The 20,589-nt window shown below is 37.5% G+C and carries 20 protein-coding genes and 1 pseudogene; 13 read left to right on the top strand and 8 right to left on the bottom strand.

The genetic code is table 11. The annotated features are described in order from the left end of the window. Positions 1–3: 3 nt before the first annotated feature. The 3 genes and pseudogenes from OC533_RS12435 to OC533_RS12425 form a co-directional block, all read right to left on the bottom strand. Positions 4–471, bottom strand: a complete 468-nt coding sequence (locus OC533_RS12435) for a PTS sugar transporter subunit IIA (protein ID WP_033837769.1) — start codon at positions 469–471, stop codon at positions 4–6. A gap of 7 nt (positions 472–478) precedes the next feature. Continuing rightward, positions 479–2,485 carry a BglG family transcription antiterminator gene (locus tag OC533_RS12430; RefSeq protein WP_070753766.1) on the bottom strand — a complete coding sequence of 669 codons (2,007 nt, stop codon included), beginning with the start codon at positions 2,483–2,485 and terminating at the stop codon, positions 479–481. Positions 2,486–2,663: 178 nt separating this feature from the next. Beyond that, positions 2,664–4,108, bottom strand: a pseudogene (locus tag OC533_RS12425) (PLP-dependent aminotransferase family protein). A 123-nt stretch (positions 4,109–4,231) separates the two neighbouring features. On the opposite strand from OC533_RS12425, the gene pdxS reads away from it, so the two are divergent. Further along, positions 4,232–5,119, top strand: coding sequence for a pyridoxal 5'-phosphate synthase lyase subunit PdxS (gene pdxS, locus OC533_RS12420; protein WP_031674752.1), 888 nt, complete (start codon positions 4,232–4,234; stop codon positions 5,117–5,119). A 1-nt stretch (position 5,120) separates the two neighbouring features. Continuing rightward, positions 5,121–5,687, top strand: a complete 567-nt coding sequence (pdxT, locus tag OC533_RS12415; RefSeq protein WP_194323599.1) for a pyridoxal 5'-phosphate synthase glutaminase subunit PdxT — start codon at positions 5,121–5,123, stop codon at positions 5,685–5,687. A 38-nt stretch (positions 5,688–5,725) separates the two neighbouring features. On the opposite strand, the gene pta is transcribed toward pdxT, so the two are convergent. Then, positions 5,726–6,703 (bottom strand): phosphate acetyltransferase, encoded by a 978-nt coding sequence (gene pta, locus OC533_RS12410; protein ID WP_003769680.1) that lies wholly within the window; start codon positions 6,701–6,703, stop codon positions 5,726–5,728. 319 nt (positions 6,704–7,022) lie between these two features. Here pta and OC533_RS12405 point away from each other — a divergent pair, with 319 nt between their 5' ends. The 3 genes from OC533_RS12405 to OC533_RS12395 are packed head-to-tail and all read left to right on the top strand — an operon-like array spanning position 7,023 to position 9,430. After that, complete coding sequence (locus tag OC533_RS12405; protein ID WP_003722363.1) at positions 7,023–7,250, top strand: FeoA family protein; 228 nt, start codon at positions 7,023–7,025, stop codon at positions 7,248–7,250. Beyond that, on the top strand, positions 7,247–9,241 hold the full coding sequence (feoB, locus tag OC533_RS12400) for a ferrous iron transport protein B (protein ID WP_160464461.1): 1,995 nt from the start codon (positions 7,247–7,249) through the stop codon (positions 9,239–9,241). Before OC533_RS12405 ends, feoB begins: the two co-directional genes overlap by 4 nt. Positions 9,242–9,247: 6 nt before the next feature. Beyond that, the gene (locus tag OC533_RS12395) at positions 9,248–9,430 is read left to right on the top strand and encodes a FeoB-associated Cys-rich membrane protein (RefSeq protein WP_003769684.1); all 183 of its coding nucleotides are present in this window, start codon (positions 9,248–9,250) and stop codon (positions 9,428–9,430) included. 30 nt (positions 9,431–9,460) lie between these two features. Here the strand turns inward: OC533_RS12395 and OC533_RS12390 are convergent, their stop codons facing one another. Beyond that, a complete protein-coding gene (locus OC533_RS12390; RefSeq protein ID WP_194323598.1) occupies positions 9,461–10,315 on the bottom strand; it encodes a metallophosphoesterase in 855 nt (284 codons plus the stop codon). 219 nt (positions 10,316–10,534) lie between these two features. Between OC533_RS12390 and OC533_RS12385 the strand changes: the two genes are divergently transcribed. From OC533_RS12385 to OC533_RS12375, 3 genes are read left to right on the top strand one after another with little or no spacing between them, the layout of a single operon-like run. Continuing rightward, positions 10,535–11,296 carry a DeoR/GlpR family DNA-binding transcription regulator gene (locus OC533_RS12385; protein ID WP_194323597.1) on the top strand — a complete coding sequence of 254 codons (762 nt, stop codon included), beginning with the start codon at positions 10,535–10,537 and terminating at the stop codon, positions 11,294–11,296. Between the two features lie 5 nt (positions 11,297–11,301). Continuing rightward, entirely contained in the window at positions 11,302–12,444 is a 1,143-nt protein-coding gene (gene nagA / locus OC533_RS12380) for an N-acetylglucosamine-6-phosphate deacetylase (RefSeq protein ID WP_194323596.1), read from the top strand. 41 nt (positions 12,445–12,485) lie between these two features. Further along, positions 12,486–13,283 carry an alpha/beta fold hydrolase gene (locus tag OC533_RS12375; RefSeq protein ID WP_194323595.1) on the top strand — a complete coding sequence of 266 codons (798 nt, stop codon included), beginning with the start codon at positions 12,486–12,488 and terminating at the stop codon, positions 13,281–13,283. 71 nt (positions 13,284–13,354) lie between these two features. Here the strand turns inward: OC533_RS12375 and manA are convergent, their stop codons facing one another. Together manA and OC533_RS12365 are read right to left on the bottom strand one after the other, a co-directional pair. Then, complete coding sequence (gene manA, locus OC533_RS12370; RefSeq protein ID WP_194323594.1) at positions 13,355–14,311, bottom strand: mannose-6-phosphate isomerase, class I; 957 nt, start codon at positions 14,309–14,311, stop codon at positions 13,355–13,357. Between the two features lie 79 nt (positions 14,312–14,390). Then, entirely contained in the window at positions 14,391–15,122 is a 732-nt protein-coding gene (locus tag OC533_RS12365; protein ID WP_185547757.1) for an NADPH-dependent oxidoreductase, read from the bottom strand. Between the two features lie 122 nt (positions 15,123–15,244). Between OC533_RS12365 and OC533_RS12360 the strand changes: the two genes are divergently transcribed. From OC533_RS12360 to OC533_RS12345, 4 genes are all read left to right on the top strand, one after another. Continuing rightward, positions 15,245–15,475 carry a helix-turn-helix domain-containing protein gene (locus OC533_RS12360; RefSeq protein WP_045552854.1) on the top strand — a complete coding sequence of 77 codons (231 nt, stop codon included), beginning with the start codon at positions 15,245–15,247 and terminating at the stop codon, positions 15,473–15,475. A gap of 82 nt (positions 15,476–15,557) precedes the next feature. Further along, complete coding sequence (gene hemQ, locus OC533_RS12355) at positions 15,558–16,313, top strand: hydrogen peroxide-dependent heme synthase (protein WP_185482306.1); 756 nt, start codon at positions 15,558–15,560, stop codon at positions 16,311–16,313. 199 nt (positions 16,314–16,512) lie between these two features. Further along, positions 16,513–17,280 (top strand): ABC transporter ATP-binding protein, encoded by a 768-nt coding sequence (locus OC533_RS12350; protein WP_070024723.1) that lies wholly within the window; start codon positions 16,513–16,515, stop codon positions 17,278–17,280. Continuing rightward, positions 17,267–19,207 (top strand): ABC transporter permease, encoded by a 1,941-nt coding sequence (locus OC533_RS12345; protein WP_185550555.1) that lies wholly within the window; start codon positions 17,267–17,269, stop codon positions 19,205–19,207. Before OC533_RS12350 ends, OC533_RS12345 begins: the two co-directional genes overlap by 14 nt. A 16-nt stretch (positions 19,208–19,223) precedes the next feature. Here the strand turns inward: OC533_RS12345 and OC533_RS12340 are convergent, their stop codons facing one another. Continuing rightward, on the bottom strand, positions 19,224–20,057 hold the full coding sequence (locus tag OC533_RS12340) for a hypothetical protein (protein WP_185625433.1): 834 nt from the start codon (positions 20,055–20,057) through the stop codon (positions 19,224–19,226). 61 nt (positions 20,058–20,118) lie between these two features. On the opposite strand from OC533_RS12340, the gene OC533_RS12335 reads away from it, so the two are divergent. Then, complete coding sequence (locus tag OC533_RS12335) at positions 20,119–20,580, top strand: GNAT family N-acetyltransferase (RefSeq protein WP_194323593.1); 462 nt, start codon at positions 20,119–20,121, stop codon at positions 20,578–20,580. The last annotated feature ends 9 nt before the right edge of the window (positions 20,581–20,589 follow it).

Here is a 20,589-nt window from a genome sequence, read left to right as displayed (position 1 = left end):
TAATCACTCTCCAAATTGTTTTTTTAGAAAATCACATAATGCGCTGCTATCATTTATTTCCTTTATTTGTTCCACAAAGTCTGCTTCCATAAATTTTTCCATGATACTTGAAAGCAGTGGAACTTGATCTTTTGGATTTTTAATACCTAACATGAAAATTACTTCAACATCAATCCATTTCTCACTTGATCCCATTTGAATAAAAGGAATTGGTGTAGAAAGCTTGTTTACGAGTACAAAAGGTCGTTTTACATAAATCGTATCGGTATGAGGAATTGCGATTTTGATACCATTCATCTCAAGTCCAGTAGGGAAAATAACTTCTCGGTTTGTTACTGCTTCTCTAAAAGTCGCCTCTACATACTGCTCTTTTTCTAAAATATTGCTAGTACATTCAAAAAGTTCTGCCTGACTCTCGTAGCTTGAATTTATCAGGGTTAACTCTTTTTGAAACAAATCATGGTAATCCACGTGACGCTCACCCCCTTTCAAGGATTTCAACGATTTTCTTTTTGTTAGTAGAAGCGAGAAGTTCCGCTAATTTCTCTGGTTGTAAGAAAATTTCGTTCAATTTTAGTAATAATGGTATGTGTTTGTTTTGTTCGGACGGTGCTAGTGCGATCATGATTTTGACTGCTTCATTCATTGGTGTTCTTGTGTCCGCTTTCATTATCATCAACTGAATATCCTGCTTTATTACACCATTTACTGGCTTGGCGTGGGGCAAATAAATATTCGGTCCGATCATCATCTGCTCATAGTTTTGATAGAATATCTCTTCACAAGTGCTAATGTAGCTAGCCGCCACTGTTCCTCGTTCTAACATTGGTGAAAATGCTGCAAAAACAAGTTCTTCCCACTTGAGTGGCGTTTCTAAAAAATGAATTTGTTCTGGGGTAATCTGCATCTTTTCTGGCTCTTTTTTCTCAGCAGGTTGCTCTTTTTTACTAAAAAATGATTCTACTTTTTCTTGAACCAAATGGATATTTTCTTCAGGAATATCATCTTTTAACATAGCGAGCAGTTCTTTGGTTTTTTTATGGCTGTCCATTTCAATGGCTTTATCAACTTGTTCTCTGAGGATTTGCCGACTATCTTTACTTAAAATCGACGGAATAACAAAAATGGTCGCACTGCTTTGAACGGGCACAGTTGTAAAAACAAAATCAATATCACGTGCCACTGAATTTAATTGCCGAACCGCATAAGCTCCTTGAAAATCAATATTTGGGAACATCATTTTCAAGTTTTCTAAGAGTAGTTTGGAGATGGATGTACCGCTTTTGCACAGAACGACGGCGCGGAAAATTGGCTGCTCTGTTTCTTCAATTTGATACATCCATCCAAGAACTATCATAGAAAGATACACGATTTCCTCCTCTGACCACTTATGACCAACGAGCTTTTCAAATGGTTTCGAGGCTTTTTCTACAATGTTAAATGTTGGAGTATATTCTTTAATAAATTGTTTTTTAAGTGGATTATTGATTTGAAAACCTAAAATCGTCCGGTAAATTGCTGGTCTAACATGTAAAATCACTTTTTCTTTAAACTCATTTTTCTTCATGATTTCAGTTGCAAAATACATTTCAAGTAATCCGATGAACTCATCAACTGCATAGGCAATTTCTTCACTGTCTGAGAAATGAAGTGCCGACTCGACTAAGTTCGAAGCAAGTACTTGTAGCGATAGGTAAAGCAAATCATTTTCACTTAAAAAGTCATAACCCCAAAACATTTCTTTCATTATCGGGAACTCACGGGTATTTTTGATGTCGTACATTTCAATTTTAAAAGTCCATTTCCTATTCGTTACTTTGGCCCGCTTGATGATGCCGTGGAGAATATAGGGCAATTCTTCCATTTGCTCATCGGTGAATGTAATTTGGAGCTTACTTTCGACTTTTTCCAGCCGTTTCTTTAGTAAAAAGACTTCGCTTACGGTAATGAGTTTTTTTTCATCCAGCACGAATTTTCCGTATGGGGTTTGAACGACTTCGCGAATCAGTTCTGCCAGTAAATTACGAATCAGAAATTCCGAACCCGAAACCGCATAGCCATCTTTTCGTGAATAATCAAGTTGAATTTCAAACTCATGCAAGCTTTCTTTAATGCTTTTTACATCGGTTAACATCGTGTTTTTACTTACATAAACATAGTCTGCAAGTGCGCCGAGTGACATGTAATGATTATGAAGCAGTAATTTAATCATGATGAGTTTGCGACGAATATTTACCTCATAAAACGAAAATAGCTGTTGTTCTTCCGCAGTTAAAAGCCGGTAACAAGCTTCCCTACATACATCTGTAACAAAAATCATGTCATGGTCAATTAAAATTGGTTCTGACTTTAGTAGATGGTTTATTTGTGTAATCTGTGCGCCAATTGCTTCTTTGGATACTTTAAAATTCTTGGAAACATTTCTAAGATTCACTTGCCGATTCAAGAGCAGATAAGTAATTAATTCCTTACAATCCTGTTCCATCTACTTTCCCTCCCTTATATTAATAGTAAATGATAACCCTTACATAAAAATGATGATTCATCACAACTTCTCTTTTGGCAGAAAGATTTATTGTGATGAATGATATTTTAGGGTTACTTTCTATTATAGATTAGAAGGTTTTCAAGGGGAATATGAAAAAGTGCGAATCAGCCTTCAATCAAGCTTCATCGCACTTTTTTCTATTAATATTTGCTTTATTATTTTTGCTACTTGTCTTGAATCGTCCTGCTCAAGTCGGGCATATGTTACGCGAATAACCGCCCCTTTTACCCCGAATAAAAACCCGGGCATCACTAGTAAATCGTTCGCTAAAAAAATATCAAACTCACGAATGGAGCGAAATTCTACCGGTAATTTCACCCATAAATGAAAGCCCCCTTTTGGCCTGATGAATTCTAGTTCGTTTGGTAAAATTTCCTCTAGCGCCGCAATCAAATTATCTCTACGCACTTCTAAAACTTGATGTAATTGCTTTAAATGTTCTCTATATCCAGCCGTATTTAAAACGCTATTAGCTAATACTTGCGGGAAAATACTTAGTCCAAAATCCATCTCTTGTCTTGCGAGAGCTAGTCGTTCAATCACTGCTGTCGGTCCGATTAGCCACCCAATCCGTGTAGTTGATCCCATTATTTTAGAGAGTGAGCCAATATATAAAACATTATCTGAATCTAGTTGTTTTAAAGGAGCGGGAATTTCACTATCAAGTGCTGCCAGTTCTGAAAACGGATCATCCTCTACAATCGGGATTTGCAAATGAGCGCAAACTTTCACGAGTTCCTTGCGCCGTTTTAAACTCATTACAAGTCCAGTTGGATTTTGAAAAGTTGGATTAACAAAAACCATTTTAACTCGATGCTTATGATATAAATCGCGTAATTCAGAAATAATCACACCATCATCATCCATTGGTAAGGCAAAAATCCGCAAGCCCGCAGATTGAAATAACGATAGTGAATAAAAGTAAGACGGCGACTCAATCGCCACGGCATCTCCCGGTTTTAATAAACATTGTGTAATTAAAAATAACGCTTGCTGCGCTCCCGATGTAATAAAAATTTGTTCCGGGCGTGCATTTAAACCATAGGCATCATGCATTTGCCTTTGAACGGTTTCACGTAGCGGTCTGTAGCCAGCTTCGTCTTCCAGTTGTTCTTCGGCAATAAAAGACTGCCACGAAAGACTTGGCGTTTCCATCTTAGGAGTCATTTCAAGTGGAAGCTCCCCTGTCGAAGCATCAATCACTTGTTCCGAATCCGCGCGTTCCATTACACCTGTTTGCCTAATATAAGGAACAGCTGGTGTAAAACCACCTTGCGTTAAATAGTGGCGCCAATTCGTTGACTGCCCCGCAAAAAGCCCCCACTTTTCCGCATTCACTATTGTTCCACTTCCTTGCTTCCGGACGATAACAGCCCGGGCAGTAAGCTCATCAAGTGCCCGAACGACTGTCGACCGATTCACACCAAAAAGTTCTGCCAACTGCCTTTCTGGAGGTAATTTTTCTTCTGGTAAAAGTTCGCCGTTCATAATTTTTGTTTCTATTAAATCAACAATTTGTAAATAAATCGGTAAATTAGAATTTCCAGTAAGTTTCCACATCTACTACACCCCTTTTAAAATTGGATGGAGAAAACAACATCCAATTGGCTGTTTTTACGAAATGGCTTTTAGCTTATCATAATAATCAGGTATTTTCAATTAACTTTGATGGAGGTTATTAATATGGAGAAAAAAGTTGGTACAGACCGTGTAAAACGTGGAATGGCGCAAATGCAAAAAGGCGGCGTCATTATGGATGTTGTAAATGCTGAACAGGCAAAAATCGCTGAAGAAGCTGGTGCAGTAGCAGTTATGGCACTTGAACGTGTTCCTTCTGACATTCGTGCAGCTGGTGGCGTCGCTCGTATGGCTGATCCTCGTATTGTGGAAGAAGTAATGAATGCAGTTTCTATCCCTGTTATGGCAAAAGCTCGAATTGGTCATATTACAGAAGCACGTGTCCTCGAAGCAATGGGCGTCGACTATATTGATGAAAGCGAAGTATTAACCCCGGCCGACGATGAATTCCATTTACTTAAATCAGACTTCACAGTTCCTTTCGTATGTGGTTGCCGTGATATAGGTGAAGCGCTCCGCCGTATTGGTGAAGGTGCTGCCATGCTCCGTACAAAAGGCGAACCCGGAACAGGAAATATCGTCGAAGCAGTCCGCCATATGCGCCAAGTAAATGGCCAAATCCGCCAAATTGCAGGCATGACAGATGATGAATTAATGGTTGCCGCTAAAAATTTCGGTGCCCCTTATGAACTTGTAAAAGAAATTAAAACGCTAGGTAAACTTCCGGTCGTTAACTTTGCCGCTGGTGGTGTTGCGACTCCAGCTGATGCAGCTTTAATGATGGAACTCGGAGCAGACGGTGTTTTCGTTGGATCAGGTATTTTCAAATCCGATAACCCTGCCAAATTTGCCAGTGCGATTGTTCAAGCTACTACCTACTATACAGACTATGAATTAATCGGAAAATTGTCCAAAGAGCTAGGTTCCCCGATGAAAGGAATCGAAATGTCTCGTCTTAATCCAGAAGACAGAATGCAAGATCGGAGTTTTTAATATGAAAAAAATTGGTGTCCTTGCGCTTCAAGGTGCAGTTGATGAACATATTCAAATGATTGAATCAGCCGGTGCTCTTGCTTTTAAAGTAAAACATTCAAGTGATTTAGGTGGGCTTGACGGACTTGTTTTACCAGGTGGCGAAAGTACAACGATGCGCAAGATTATGAAACGTTATGATTTAATGGAACCTGTTAAAGCATTTGCCAAGGAAGGTAAAGCTATCTTTGGGACTTGTGCGGGGCTTGTGCTTTTGTCAAAAGAAATTGAAGGTGGCGAAGAAAGTTTAGGTTTAATAGACGCAACGGCAGTACGTAACGGTTTTGGTCGTCAGAAAGAAAGTTTTGAGGCAGAATTAACTGTCGAAGTATTTGATGATTCGCCTTTTGAAGCCGTATTTATTCGCGCGCCTTACTTAATTGAACCGAGTGATGAAGTGTCCGTGCTCGCAACCGTTGAAAACCGAATTGTAGCTGCTAAACAAGCCAACATTTTAGTCACTGCATTCCATCCTGAACTAACTAACGACAATCGCTTGATGAAGTACTTCCTCGAAAAAATGGTATAAAAAAAGCAGTAGACAATTTAGTCTACTGCTTTTGCATTTTATTTATTCACTGCTTGCGCTGCTGTAATTAATGTTAAGTTATAAACGTCATCTGTATTACAACCACGAGATAAATCATTAACTGGTGCATTCAAGCCTTGTAAAATTGGTCCAACTGCTTCAAAATTACCTAAACGTTGCGCAATTTTGTAACCAATGTTGCCTGCTTCTAGGCTTGGGAAGATAAATACATTTGCATCCCCTTTAATAACGGATCCTGGCGCTTTTTTCTCCGCAACAGTTGGAACAAATGCCGCGTCAAATTGGAATTCACCATCAAGCGTTAATTCAGGTGCTTTTTCTTTTGCAATAGCAGTTGCTTCAACCACTTTTTCCGTTTCATCGGATTTTGCAGAACCTTTTGTAGAGAAACTTAACATTGCAACACGTGGATCAATGCCGAAGATTTCTGCTGTTTCCGCACTTACAATCGCATTTTCCGCTAAGTCCGCTGCAACTGGTGCAATGTTGATAGCTACATCACTGAATAAGTAACGTTCCTCGCCACGAACCATAATCATCGCGCCGGCAACTTTACTTACACCTGGTTTTGTTTTAATAATTTGTAGTGCTGGACGAACAGTGTCACCAGTAGAGTGAGCCGCGCCACTTACAAGACCTTCTGCTTTTCCAGTGTATACAAGCATTGTTCCAAAATAGTTTGGATCAACGAGCATTTTACGAGCAGCTTCTTCCGTTGCTTTCCCTTTACGACGCTCTACAAATGCAGCCACTAATTCATCAAAAAGTGGATCAGTCGCAGGATCATGAATAGTAATCCCTTCAACAGAAACGCCAATTTCTTTTGCTTTTGCTTCAATTTCAGCTTTGTTTCCAAGTAAAATTGGTGTTACGATATTTTCCTTTTGCAGACGTGCAGCTGCTCCGACAATACGTTCGTCAGTTCCTTCTGGCAATACAATGCGCACGTTTTTCCCAGTAACTTGTCCTTTGATAGTAGTAAATAATTCACTCATGTACTATTTTCCTCCATTAATATAAATGTTATAGTTACCATTTTACTATAAAAACTACCAACTTGATAGAAAAAAAGCGATTAAAAACAGCTCCAGCACTTATTTCCGTGTATCAATACAGAGGTAAAAAGGCATGCTATTCAGTTAGAAGAGCACTGTCCCATTAGGAAATTTTTTTGCTGTTATACCCTACTATTTTGCTACTTTCCGAACAAATTCAAGAAAATACTTCATATTAAATTGCATTCGTGATAAAATGAACATAGTTGATAATGATTATCATGTTCACTACATAACATAAAAGGAGGCCTACGAGCTTATGCAATTAAATGAAACTGCTGTCGGCGAAAAAGTTCGCATCTCAGAGTTAAAAATCGAGAATGCGATGCTTAAACGCCGCTTACTTGCGCTTGGTTGCGACGAAGGTTGTGATATTTGTATCAAACAAAAAGGACTATTTGGTGGTCCATGCACTTTTGAAACAAAAGGACAATATATTAGTATTAGACAATGTGATGCTTGTGCCATTATGGTGGAACGCAGATGAGTCAAAATACATATTGCATACTCGGAAACCCGAACACTGGTAAAACTTCTTTATTTAATGCACTAACTGGCTCTTATGAATATGTAGGAAACTGGAGCGGAGTAACCGTTGAAAAGAAAGTTGGTACTTTACGTTCTAAAACAGGAAAATTAATTGATTTACCCGGTATTTATGACTTAAACCCTATCTCTCGTGATGAAACAGTTGTCACTAGATTTTTACTTGAAGAAAAATTCGATTGCATGTTAAACATTGTCGATTCCTCACAAATTGAACGCAATTTAAATTTAACTGTTCAACTGCTTGAGTACGGCGCGCCTGTTGTGATGGGACTTAACATGATAGATGTAGCTGCTGGACGCGGCATTCATTTAAACATCCAAAACTTAGCAAAAAAACTACGCATTCCGATTTTGCCAGTAGTTGCGCGTTCTGGAAAAGGAACCGAGGATATTTTATCTACTTTATCTGAAAAGCACGTGGCACCAGCGATTCCGCTTGTTTTACAATACGGCGAACCAGCTGAGAAAGCAATCAAAGAAATTCAGGCTTTAACAAAAGAACTGATTCCTGCTAAACAATCGCGCTGGTTAGCAATTCAATTTCTTTCCAAAAATGAAGTAACGGAAGCATTTTTAGCATCTAATTCAGCGTTTGAACAGTTACAACAAATCCGTGCTGAGTTAGAAAGTGAACTCAACGGCAAACTAGAAAATCATTTCCACCAAGTGCGCGCGAGTTATATTCATGATATTTGTTTGACCTCAGTCGAATACACGCGCAATTCGGATATTCCACTATCAGACAAACTCGATAAAATTTTTACACATAAATTATTAGGTATTCCGATTTTCTTAGGAATTATGTGGTTGATTTTCCAGATAACCTTTACTTGGGTTGGCGCCCCGCTCTCAGACATGCTTGATGGTTTTATCGGCGGATCGCTTACGGACTGGGTGACATCTTTCTTAACAACTATTGGTGCGTCTGGGTTTATCATTGATTTGGTCGCGGATGGCATCATCGCTGGTGTTGGTGGGGTTCTTGTCTTCGTTCCTCAAATCTTGGTTATTTTCTTCTTTATTTCCGTCTTAGAGGATTCTGGATATATGGCCAGAATAGCAGTTGTTATGGACCGAGTAATGGAAATTTTCGGCTTAAATGGTAAAGCTTTTATTCCAATGATTATTGGTTTTGGTTGTAACGTACCCGGGATTATGGCTGCACGGTCAATTGAAGAATCCAAAGAGCGTACACTCACGATTCTTGTTTCACCATTTATGTCTTGTTCGGCACGTCTTCCTGTTTATGCTCTTTTTGTAGGCGTGTTTTTCGAGAAACATCAAGCGCTTGTTGTCCTTTCTCTTTACGTTATTGGTATTTTAATGGCGCTGATAGTTACTAAAATTCTTTCAAAAACATTGCTTAAAAAAGATAATTCCGTATTCGTCGTTGAGCTACCTCCGTATCGTTTACCTTCACTCAAAACGTTATGGCGCAGCACTTGGGAAAAAGGAAAAGGATTCTTGCGTAAAGCAGGCACATTTATTTTTGCAGGTTCGGTTATTATTTGGTTGTTAAACTACGCAGGACCATCCGGACTCGATGTACCAATGGGCGAAAGTTTCTTAGCAATCATTGGTGGAATGCTAGCACCACTGCTCGTTCCTTTAGGATTTGGTACTTGGCAAGCTGGCGCGACACTGATTCCTGGTTTTCTAGCAAAAGAAGTAGTCGTTTCTACAATGGCGATTATTTATGCAGTTGGAGAAAGTTCGCTTGGCAGCATCGTTAGCACCTTCTATACGCCACTTTCGGCTTATTGCTTTATGTTGTTCATCTTGCTTTATATTCCGTGTTTAGCAACGGTTGCGGCGATTCGAAAAGAAACTAGTTCGTGGAAATGGACCGCATTCTCTGTCGCTTATCCACTTGTTACAGCTTACGTGTTAGTATTTCTTGTTTATCAAATCGGCAGTCTATTCGTTTAAGAGAGGATGTTTTTCGTGAGTATTATCGTTAATTTATTACTTGGCGGAGCAATTTTTGGTTATACTATTTACGCGATTATAAAATTTGTAAAACGTAGCAAAGAAGGAAAATGCGGCGGCTGCGAACTCGAAAAAGCTTGTAATTGCGAGTCAGACGAACATACGAATTTGGATCATATATTTAAATAGCAAAAAAGAGCCTTGGTGAAGGCTCTTTTTTTATTTCGTCTCCGGTTTTATCGTAACCGCAACAATTTCATATGGATTCCCTAACCGCGGAAAAGCTTTTTGATGAAAACTACCCGCGCCAAGTCCAGCAGAAATTATCATCGTCTTCCCATCTTTCGAATGCTCACCGTAAACATACTCCGGCAACAGTGTTCGCTGTGGTCCGGGAGCTATCGCACCAATATTTGTATATGGAATCCGCACAATCCCGCCATGCGTATGACCACTTAAGGTTAAATCAAAGCCATTTTCCACATAAAGCTCAAAATAATCCGGCATATGTGACAAAAGAATTTGATAGTACTGCGAATCTTGCTGCGTTTTTATCTCCGCTATACCTTCTTTATAATAAGGATAATCATAATCTAAATTCGCACTACTCCGCAAACCAGACATCTGAAATTTCTGCCCGCCCACATCGATAGTAGCTGTTTTATCTTCTAAGTTAACTACACCCATTTTTTCTAAAAAAGGCTTGTAATCGTCCTCATAGGCATTTTTAACATCGTATTCGTGGTTTCCGGGCGAATAATACACAGGCGCAATCTTCGTAAGCTTTTTAATAAGTTCTTTAGGAACACTATCCCCTTGTTTATCAAAAAGATCCCCAGTAATCGCAATCACATCTGGATTTAAATTTGCCACTTTATCTAACAATTTTTCATTTTTATCGCCAAATTCACTAAAATGCAAATCCGATAATTGCACAAGTTTAATCTCTTTTTCAATTTTAGTAGAGCTCACTTCATATTTTTTCACCGTTAGCCTAGTCCCAAGAAACCAGCCCACCACTAAAAGCACGATAATAATACTAACTAAAATAACCCATTTCATCTTTATAGCCATTTTTTCACCTCTATGTTGCTGTTTTTGATGCTTTTACACAATTACTACCATTATAACCTAGATTTCAAAACACACGAAGAAAAAACTGCTAGAACTAGTTTCTCCCTTAAGTCAAAAATTATAATTTGACATAAACATAATTAGGTATATAATTAACTTATAAAAACTTATTTAAAATAAAAATAAACTTAAAATAAATTATAAAAGGTGGCGGAAATCATGAATCAAAAAGAAAGAATAGTGGAAGCACTGAAGCTACTAGAGAACAAGAAAACTATTTCTCAGGAAGAACTCATGCGAATTTTTTCCATTTCAAAAGATACGGCAAGGCGTGATATTTTAAAATTAGTCGAAAGCGGACTCGCAGAACGCTATCCAGGTGGGGTTTCACTACCAATTTTAAAACCTCAAATAGAAAGTTATACAAGTAGATTAGTGAAGCAGAGTGAACAGAAACAAGCAATTGCCTCAGCTGCTGGCGAAGTAATAAAAGATCATATGACTATCTATTTAGATGTTTCAACCACAGTTCATTTTTTGGCTTCCGACCTTGAGCAAAATGATTTATTGGTTGTGACTAATTCTATGGATAATGCAATCGCAGCATCTCAGAATGAAGCTAATAAAGTATACTTGCTTGGCGGTTTTTTCAACTTCCATTCACGTGTATTATCCGGCGAGCCCGTTTTAGGCCAACTCAAACAATTTAACTTTGACGTTGCTTTTATTGGCGGTGCTGGGCTAACGGAACAAGGTATCTTTTATTCCGAACTTACAGATGTCTACCTAAAGCAAGAGATTATCAGAAATTCCGAAAAAGTATACCTGTTAATTGATCATACGAAAGTGAATACAAAGACTGCATTCAAGCTTGATTTTTCTGGAATTGATGCCGTCATAACAAATGAGCCCCTGCCAAAAGATTTGATGCAACACCTTATTTCTAAAGAAGTAGAAGTTATATCTTTGAAAGGATTGTGAAAATAATGGCGATTATCAAAAACGTAAAAGTTTACAAAGAAAATGAATTAATCAATGCAACAGTTATTACAGAAGGCAATCTGATAGCAGAAGTTTTTCCAACCAGTAAAATTATTCCTGAACAATATTCAACAGAGCAAATTTTTGATGGAAATGGTCAGTTGCTCATACCTGGAATGATTGACGTTCATATCCATGGGGCAAAGAATTACGATATGATGGATGGTTCAACAGAAAGCATCCAAGCTGTATCAATGGCTTGTGCGGAAACAGGATGTACTAGTTTTTTAGTCACATCGGTAAGTTCCTCTTTGGAAGATTTGATTCAAATGATTAAGCAAACAAAAAAAGTGGTTGGAAAAGAGCAAGGTGCTAAAATTGCAGGAATTCACTTAGAAGGCCCCTACCTCAATATAGAAAAAAAGGGCATGCAAAATCCAGCTTATTTAAGACACCCTGACTTAAAAGAAATGAAACAAATTTTTGATGAAGCAGATGGTCTGATTAAAATGGTAACGATTGCGCCAGAATTGCCCGGTGGTATCGAACTCATTGACTTCTTGAAAAAAAGAGGAGTTGTTATTGCAATTGCGCATTCCAATGCAACTTATGAAGAGGCGCAAGATGCTTTTGAAAAAGGAGCAACACATATAACTCATTGCTTCAATGCTATGCCAGCAATCCATCACCGCGCACCAGGACTTGTTACAGCGGCTTTGGAAAATGATGCGGTAAGCGTTCAAACTATCGTAGACGGGGTCCATCTTCATCCTGGAATTGTGCGTCTCATCCATAAAATTAAAGGACCAGATAAGATTGTTCTCACAACTGATGCCCTTCAAGCTATGGGAGTTGGCGACGGCGAGTATATTTTTGGCGGTCACCAAGTAACTGTTAAGGAAGGAATCGCACGCTTACAAGACGGAACGCTAGCTTCAAGCACCGTGACAATGAATAAATCGTTAAGGTTAAGTAATGAATTTGGTATTAGCTTACAAGACTCGATACAAATGGCCACAAGTACACCCGCAGAAATCCTAGGTATGAAAAAATTCGGTCGCATTGAAAAAGGCTATATCGCTGACTTAGTTTTACTCGATGAGAAATTCGAGGTTCTAACTACATGGATTAATGGTGAAAAATACTAAACGCGCTGGATTAATACCATCAAAGGAGTGGTTTATAAACGATGCCATTATTTAAACACGAAGGAACTTACTTTAACTATGAAATACAAGGAGAAGGTATCCCCTTTTTGTTTCTTCATGGACTAGGTGATAATTTAAAATTTGCTTTTGACACATTTAACAATGATGAAAAAATCCAATTAATTTCATTGGATCAAAGAGGTCATGGGAAAAGTGGACATGATTCCAGAAAACTTAGCTACGATAGCTTGGCGAGTGATGCACTAGCGTTAATGGATTATTTAGGCATACAGCATTTTTATGTCGGCGGATTATCTATGGGGGCTGGCGTTGCGGTGAATTTAGCAGTCCATGCAGCAAATAAAGTGATGGGGCTTATATTACTTAGGAGCTCTGCGACAGATGATCCCATGAAAAAACAAGTGATAGAATGGTTTAATACCGTAAGTATATATTTACCTAAAAAAAATGGTTCACAGTTATTTGAGCAAGACCCGTTATTTCCATCGATAAAAGATACCTACCCTAAAGCAATTGATACTTTTAAGCGATATTTTGAAGACGTCGCCTCTGTTAATTACTATAAAAAATTTATTGATATACCTAGAGATAGGCCAATAAAAAGCAAAAATGAATTAACTAATGTGACGATGCCCACACTGATACTTGCAAATAACTATGATGTGATTCACCCGTTGGAATACAGTTTATTTTATGCACGTAATATAGAAAACGCAAAGTATTATGAACTCACGCCTAAGACTGTTGATGCAGAGAAACATAAACTCGAAATAGATACCTATATTAATACATTCATCTTAAGTAACTCAAAAAAGTAGCCCGCAATTCCATAGAAATAAAAAAAGCAGAAATCTTGTATAGTTTTTATACAAAGATTTCTGCTTATTTGTTATTTTACAGGAGGTGTAGAAACAATTGCTGTGATTTTGCCAGCTATTTCCCAAGATTTCACTTCATTTGGTAATACGAAATGATCTCCTTTTTTAATAGCCTGTTCGTTGCCATCAATCGTAAGTACTGCTTCTCCGTCTAAAATACTCACTAACGTGTAAGGCGCTTTAGCCGTAAATTCAGCCGTGCCATCCACTTCCCATTTATAAACGCTAAAGAAGTCATTCGATACAAAAGTAGTTTCGGTTAAACCATCGCGTGTTTCTGTTTTAATATCTAACTTCGCATCCACATGTGGCGCAGTTGTAACGTCGATTGCTTTATCTAAATGAAGTTCGCGCAAGTTTCCTTCTGCGTCTTTACGGTCGTAGTCATATACACGGTAAGTTGTGTCAGAGCTTTGTTGCGTTTCAAGTACTAAAGTGCCAGTACCTAGCGCATGAATCGTGCCACTTGGAACATAATAAAATTCACCCGGTTTAATCGCTACTTTACGAAGCAATTTATCCCATTCGCCATTTTTTGCCCAGCTAGCGAATTCTTCTCTGCTTGCTGCTTTATGTCCATAAATTAATTCCGCACCCGGAGCGCAGTCAATAATATACCAGCATTCCGTTTTTCCAAGTTCCCCGTTTTCATGTACTTTGGCATATTCGTCATTTGGATGAACTTGTACAGAAAGATCCGTATTTGCATCCAAGATTTTTGTAAGTAATGGAAAAACAGCTTCTTTCGGATTACCAAAAAGTTCTGGTTTTTCTTGCCATAATTCAGCTAAAGTTTTCCCTTTATATTCCCCGTTTTTGATGACAGAAGGACCATTTGGATGAGCGGAAATCGCCCAGTCTTCTCCGGTCGTTTTGGACGGAATATCGTAACCAAAGTAATCATGTAATTTCGTTCCACCCCAAATTCGATCTTGAAAAACAGGGTTTAAAAATAATGCTTCTTTCATTATACACTTACCTCCATTCCAGCGATTTTGCTGGGTTTTGTCACTTAAAAGTATATACTAATAACCGCTAAGATGCTAGTTATTTTCCGCCTAAAAAGCCTCTTTCTTTTATTTGTTCTGTTAAATTCGGATAATACGGCTTATCATAAAATTTTGCTAAACGTTCGGTATAAGACACAAAACCTTCCCGCTCAGAAAAAGGAATGATTTCTTGGTCATAAGCTTCAAGTAAAGGCATAACATCAGTTTGGTACGTTTCTTCAAAATAAACGGCTTCTTTCGGCAAGCGAGGTTTTACGGGAGCTTCTACATCCGGAACCCCGATACAAAGCCCAACGACCGGCATGACATATTTTGGTAAAGCAAGAAACTCAGAAGTAGCTGTAATATTTCTCCGTAAACCACCAATACAAATTGTCCCATAATCAAGCGACTCAGCGGCTGTTAAAGCATTTTGCATACACAAACCTATATCCGTTGCCGCAACCATCAACAAATCTTCTTCACTAGCAATTTGGAAACTTTTGCCGTGCAGCTCACTTGCCACTTTTACGCGGTGGAAATCTGCTACAAAACAAAGAAATACTGAACATTCAGCTATGTATGGTTGATTCCCGCAAAGTTCTGCCATTTTGTTTTTACGTTCTTGGTCTTTAATCGCAATAATGGAATAATGCTGTCCATTAATCCACGACGGGGCTGCTTGAGCTGCTCGAATAATAGCATCGAGCTTTTCTTCGGGAATTTCGATACCCTGTTTATATTTCCGAAAAGAACGATGATTTCTGAGTAAAGTTAATACGTCATTCATATTTGTACCTCCTAGATTTATCATTTAGTTAAAGTATAGCTTGTTTTTCAGCAATTGTTAATGTTTTCTCTTGTATTTCTATCAGATATTTTCTACACTTAAAGAAAAAGAGGTGAAAAGATGTGCGCCAACAACAAATAGATTTTAAATGGCTAGAAGAAAACTTCCTGACTACAAATGAAGCCGCGACTTACTTAGGCATATCTAAGCAAGCTCTCCTTTCCTTAGCAAAACGCGATTTACTCCCGTTTACAAAAAAAGGAAATATGGTTCTCTTTCACCGAATAGATATTGAACTTCGGTTAGAAAGCCAGCAAAGTTTACGCAAAAAATACCGCCCTTTTGAAACCTAATTTCACAAACAGCGAAACGGACGAACCACTTCTGATATGTTACACTCTAGTTAGTGATATTCTAAACAAGGAGTGATACATAATGAATGAAGCAGTAAAAACTTTAGATGGATGGTTTTGTCTACATGATTTTCGTTCGATTGACTGGGCAGCGTGGCGTGAATTAAATCCAGGAAATCAAGAACTTATGTTAAATGAGCTAAGCCACTTTTTAAGCGATATGGAAATCACAAAAAATATCGGTGAAGGTGAACATACCATTTACAGCATTCTTGGCCAAAAAGCGGATTTAGTATTCTTCACTTTACGTGATTCCTTAGAGGCTTTAAATGAAGTCGAGAACCGTTTTAATAAATTAGCCATTGCCGACTACTTATTACCAACGTATTCCTACATATCTGTTGTGGAATTAAGTAACTATCTTGCATCTCATATGGCTGGCGGCGAAGATCCTTACCAAAATAAAGGCGTTCGTGCGAGGCTTTACCCAGCTCTTCCGCCTAAAAAACACATTTGTTTCTATCCTATGAGTAAAAAACGTGACGGCGCCGATAATTGGTATATGCTTCCAATGGAAGAACGCCAAAAACTTATCCGCGATCACGGTCTTATTGGCAGAAGCTATGCTGGAAAAGTACAACAGATTATCGGTGGCTCCATCGGTTTTGATGACTACGAATGGGGTGTGACCTTATTTTCAGATGATGCACTAGAATTCAAACGAATCGTGACAGAAATGCGTTTTGATGAAGCAAGTGCCCGTTATGCTGAATTTGGTTCCTTCTTCATCGGAAATCTTCTGCCATCAGAAAATCTCTCCAAATTATTTACCGTTTAAAGAAATACAAGCTGGAATTCCCTTTAATAAGTCTTTTTCCAAAGATTTATTGAGACGGATTCCAGTTTTTTATTTCACAAAACTAACAATTTTGTAAGGATATCTTCCGTAATTGTCATTTGATACGATGGAACCACTCCTTTTTAAACGATAGAATGATACATATACTAAATGAATCTAGTTTTAAGGAGAGAAAATAATGGAGACAGTTCTACAAGCAAAAAATGTAAGAAAAATTTATGGAAGCAAAGGAAATGTGTATACTGCACTTGAAAATATCAGTATTGATATTAAAGAAGGCGAATTTACAGGTATTATGGGGCCTTCTGGAGCTGGTAAGTCTACTTTACTTAACGTTTTATCTACTATTGATAAGCCAACTTCTGGTGAGATTATGATTTCTGGACAAGAACTTGAAAACATGAATGAACAACAAATGTCTACTTTCCGCCGTGATAAACTAGGTTTTATTTTCCAAGATTACAACTTACTAGATACTCTCACAATCCGTGAAAATATTATCCTTCCGCTTGCACTAGCAAAACGCCCAGTCAAAGAAATGGAAGAGAAATTAGCAATTATTAGTGAAAAATTCGGTATTACAGAAATTCTTGATAAATACCCAAGTGAAATCTCTGGTGGTCAAAAACAACGTACAGCTGCCTCACGTGCAATTATTACTTCACCTAGTTTGATTTTTGCCGATGAGCCAACTGGAGCACTTGATTCCAAATCTGCAACCAACTTACTTGAAAGCTTACGTGACTTAAATGAACAAGACAAAGCTACCATTATGATGGTTACACACGATGCATTTGCAGCAAGTTTCTGCAAACGAATTTTATTTATTAAAGACGGAGAATTATATACAGAAATCTATCGTGGAACAAAAACACGTAAGGAGTTCTTCCAAAAAATTCTAGACGTCCTTGCAAAACTGGGGGGCGACACAGATGACGTTATTTGATTTAGCGAAGAAAAATATTAGACATAATTTTGTACATTACTTTTTATATTTCGCATCGATGATTTTCAGCATTATGATTTATTTTACCTTCCTTGTTCTTTCGAAGGATCCATCAGTCGTAGCTAGAATTGACCAATCTTCTAAGTTATCAACCGCGTTTTCTAGCTCCTCTGTCATTTTGCTTATATTCGTAGCAATTTTCATTCTTTATTCCAACAACTTCTTCACAAGAAAACGGAAAAAAGAAATCGGTCTTTATTCTTTACTCGGCCTTCGTAAAAAAGAAATTGGTCGGATGTTATTTTATGAAAATTTCATTATGGGTCTTGGCGCATTAGTAATTGGTATTTTGGCTGGTACACTGCTTTCGAAAATTTTCGTAACGATCTTACTTAACTTAATTAATCTCGATAGTATTGGCGGTTTTGCCTTTTCATGGGGAGCAGTTTTACAAACAAGTATTGTTTTTATTATCATTACTTTGTTTACTTCTTTCACAGGCTACCGAATTATCTATCGTACAACATTGCTAGACTTATTCCACTCCGAATCAAAACGCGAAAAAAGCCCAAAACCTTCTTTTATTTTGGCGCTACTTTCCATCGTATTAATCGCACTTGGTTACTTCATCGCTGGGCAACCGCTTGATTCTAAAAATTCATTATGGGCGCAATTAGGTTTTTCTATCGGAGCACTTGTTATTTTAGCTTCAGTAATTATTGGTACGTCTTTGTTTATTACCTTTTTCTTACCATATTTACTTACAAAGCTAAGAAACAACAAACGGATTTTTTATAAAGGTAGTAATATCATTTCTACCTCTCAGTTGAACTTTAGAATTTCATCCAATGCAAAAACGTTAATTATTATTTCTATTTTAAGTGCAACGACCTTGTCTGCTATTGGAACGATAAGCAGTATATACTATCAAGCAAATACATCAGCAAACACTTCTGCACCATCAAGTTTTGAGTATCAAGTTCCATCAGACAAAGCACTAAATGATAAAATCGTGAAAACAGCTGAAAGTGACTCTGATCACCCAGTTGAGTACGAACAAAAGAGCACTTACTACACTGTCAAGGCAGAAGGAACTCGACCAGACTTTGTAGAATATGATATAAATGAAGGTTTCCCTGTTATTTCTCAATCTGAATATAATTCACTTGTTAAAAAACAAGGCAACCCAGAAAATGCAGCTAATTTAAAAGCTAATGAAGCACAAATGGTACTTTCAGTCACTTATGATGAAAAAGCGCAAAAACAAATGATTGGCGAAAAATATACATTAGCTTCACCAAGCAAACCAAATGTTGAAATTAAATCAGTTGTTCAAAATTCACCAATTGCTTCCGTTATGGGCTTACTCGTTCTTCCTGATGAAAGAGTTGCCATGATAGGGACTGATAAGAATATCCCATCTCAAACAGTTGAATCTATTACTGTAAAAGATGCAAAACAAGCGCAAGATTTAGATAAAAAAATGCAGTCACTAGTTCCAAAAGATAGCAATCTCATTTCTTACGCAGCTACTTATCAACAAATCATCACAGTAACCGGTGTACTTCTATTTATCGGTATGTTTATCGGTTTTGTTTTCCTAGCAGCGACAGGAAGTATTATCTACTTCAAACAGCTTACAGAAGCATATAACGACATCGGTACATTTGACATCTTGAAGAAAATTGGTCTTACTAAAAAAGACATCCGCAAAATTCTTGCTAAACAATTACTCGTTGTATTCTTGATTCCATTAGTTATCGGAATTGCGCACAGTAGTTTTGCACTTGTTGGACTTTCACATATGCTGGCACTAGATTTAACACTACCAGTTGTGATTTCTACCGGTGTCTACACATTAATGTACATTGTTTATTACTTTGTTACTCTAAATAGCTATACGAACATTGTTTTCGGTAAAAAATAATAAAAAAGTCCTCTAATTATTTAGAGGACTTTTTTGCGATATAAGCAAAGATACTAGAGAGAAAAGCGGATGCTCCCATTAAAAATTGCATTCCAAAGACTTGCCTTTCATTACTACCAAACGTAATTGATAAATTTTCTTTTGCAAAATCAATCCAGTTTGTTACAGATAAATAATTCGTAAGTAAAATGAAAGCTGCTCCCATAAGAATTCCAATTAATAACAGCGAGACTTTACGCCATGCCAGTACTGCTACAACCAAGAAAATCACGGCTACAAAACAAGCAAAGTAAGCATCAAGTGAAGTTGTAAATAAATAGCCTTCTTTAATACTGTCCGAATGTAGTTGTTTAAAAATCGTTACTGCCGCAAAAATTGCCGTAACAGCACCAATAATCGCGAAAAAGCCAGCTGCGTAACGCCATTTATTTTTCCAAGACTGATCTTCGCTTCCCTCTTTTAAAGAGAATTTCGGGCCAATTAATAACGCGATTAACACTAAAATACTACTGATAACTAGTAACGTTCCTGACCACTCAAACGGCTGCGCATATTCCAATTTCGCAAAAATTCTTAGTTGGTAATAATACACCGAAAACGCTTGAAATAAAGCAAAACAACTGATTAAAATAATACTTACTAATCGAAGCTTCTCTCTTTTAATGAGACCAAAACCAACAATAAATAATGCTAAACCAAAAATAAGTAACATCCAATAATTCCAAACAAATGTAAAGCTATCTTTCTCTGCACTAAAATATCCAACCATGGCGCTCACAAAGCTGTAAAGTTGAGTCACACCTAGCGCAATTAGCAAACTACCACATATTCCTCTTAATTTTTCAGGCAATTTGCCCACTTCCCTTCCTATTTAAGTTTTCCCATGTTACTCTAAAACCGAGGTGATAAAAATGAACTGGACCATTTGGGATAAAACACAACCTGCCCCACTAGAACTATTACTAGAAGCTGATCCGAGTGAAGACCAAATTGCGAAATACCTTGATAAATCACGCGTTTTCCAACTAAATGATACCGATAAAACAATCGGCGTCGTTTGCTTGCTTCCATTAAATAATAAGCAACTTGAAATTATGAATATTGCTGTTCTACCTACCCAGAGAAATCAAGGAATTGGTAAAAAACTCCTTGAAAAAGCGTTTGATTTTGCTTTACAAAACAACTTCACTGAAATCATTGTTAAAACAGGTAATTCAAGTATTGACCAACTTGCTTTTTATCAAAAAAACGGCTTTCGGATGCAACAAATTGTTCCAAATTATTTTATAGAACATTATAAAGGGCAAAACATTATCGAAAACGGTATTGCTTGCGTAGATCAAATCATTCTTTCGAAAGAAATAAAATCCTGATGAAGTTTA

Origin of the sequence: Listeria sp. Marseille-Q6474, assembly GCF_946902005.1 — a bacterium.
Lineage (GTDB): Bacteria > Bacillota > Bacilli > Lactobacillales > Listeriaceae > Listeria > Listeria innocua.
This window is presented reverse-complemented; position numbering and strand designations above follow the sequence as displayed.

Excerpts from the sequence above, each read along its gene's own strand:
- feoB (WP_160464461.1), top strand. The coding sequence starts at position 7,247 with ATGAGTCAAAATACATATTGCATACTCGGAAACCCGAACACTGGTAAA.
- OC533_RS12385 (WP_194323597.1), top strand. The coding sequence starts at position 10,535 with ATGAATCAAAAAGAAAGAATAGTGGAAGCACTGAAGCTACTAGAGAAC.
- pdxT (WP_194323599.1), top strand. The coding sequence starts at position 5,121 with ATGAAAAAAATTGGTGTCCTTGCGCTTCAAGGTGCAGTTGATGAACAT.
- manA (WP_194323594.1), bottom strand. The coding sequence starts at position 14,311 with ATGAAAGAAGCATTATTTTTAAACCCTGTTTTTCAAGATCGAATTTGG.
- OC533_RS12430 (WP_070753766.1), bottom strand. The coding sequence starts at position 2,485 with ATGGAACAGGATTGTAAGGAATTAATTACTTATCTGCTCTTGAATCGG.
- OC533_RS12375 (WP_194323595.1), top strand. The coding sequence starts at position 12,486 with ATGCCATTATTTAAACACGAAGGAACTTACTTTAACTATGAAATACAA.
- OC533_RS12345 (WP_185550555.1), top strand. The coding sequence starts at position 17,267 with ATGACGTTATTTGATTTAGCGAAGAAAAATATTAGACATAATTTTGTA.
- OC533_RS12405 (WP_003722363.1), top strand. The coding sequence starts at position 7,023 with ATGCAATTAAATGAAACTGCTGTCGGCGAAAAAGTTCGCATCTCAGAG.
- hemQ (WP_185482306.1), top strand. The coding sequence starts at position 15,558 with ATGAATGAAGCAGTAAAAACTTTAGATGGATGGTTTTGTCTACATGAT.
- OC533_RS12365 (WP_185547757.1), bottom strand. The coding sequence starts at position 15,122 with ATGAATGACGTATTAACTTTACTCAGAAATCATCGTTCTTTTCGGAAA.
- pdxS (WP_031674752.1), top strand. The coding sequence starts at position 4,232 with ATGGAGAAAAAAGTTGGTACAGACCGTGTAAAACGTGGAATGGCGCAA.
- OC533_RS12335 (WP_194323593.1), top strand. The coding sequence starts at position 20,119 with ATGAACTGGACCATTTGGGATAAAACACAACCTGCCCCACTAGAACTA.
- nagA (WP_194323596.1), top strand. The coding sequence starts at position 11,302 with ATGGCGATTATCAAAAACGTAAAAGTTTACAAAGAAAATGAATTAATC.
- OC533_RS12350 (WP_070024723.1), top strand. The coding sequence starts at position 16,513 with ATGGAGACAGTTCTACAAGCAAAAAATGTAAGAAAAATTTATGGAAGC.
- pta (WP_003769680.1), bottom strand. The coding sequence starts at position 6,703 with ATGAGTGAATTATTTACTACTATCAAAGGACAAGTTACTGGGAAAAAC.
- OC533_RS12390 (WP_194323598.1), bottom strand. The coding sequence starts at position 10,315 with ATGGCTATAAAGATGAAATGGGTTATTTTAGTTAGTATTATTATCGTG.
- OC533_RS12395 (WP_003769684.1), top strand. The coding sequence starts at position 9,248 with ATGTTTTTCGTGAGTATTATCGTTAATTTATTACTTGGCGGAGCAATT.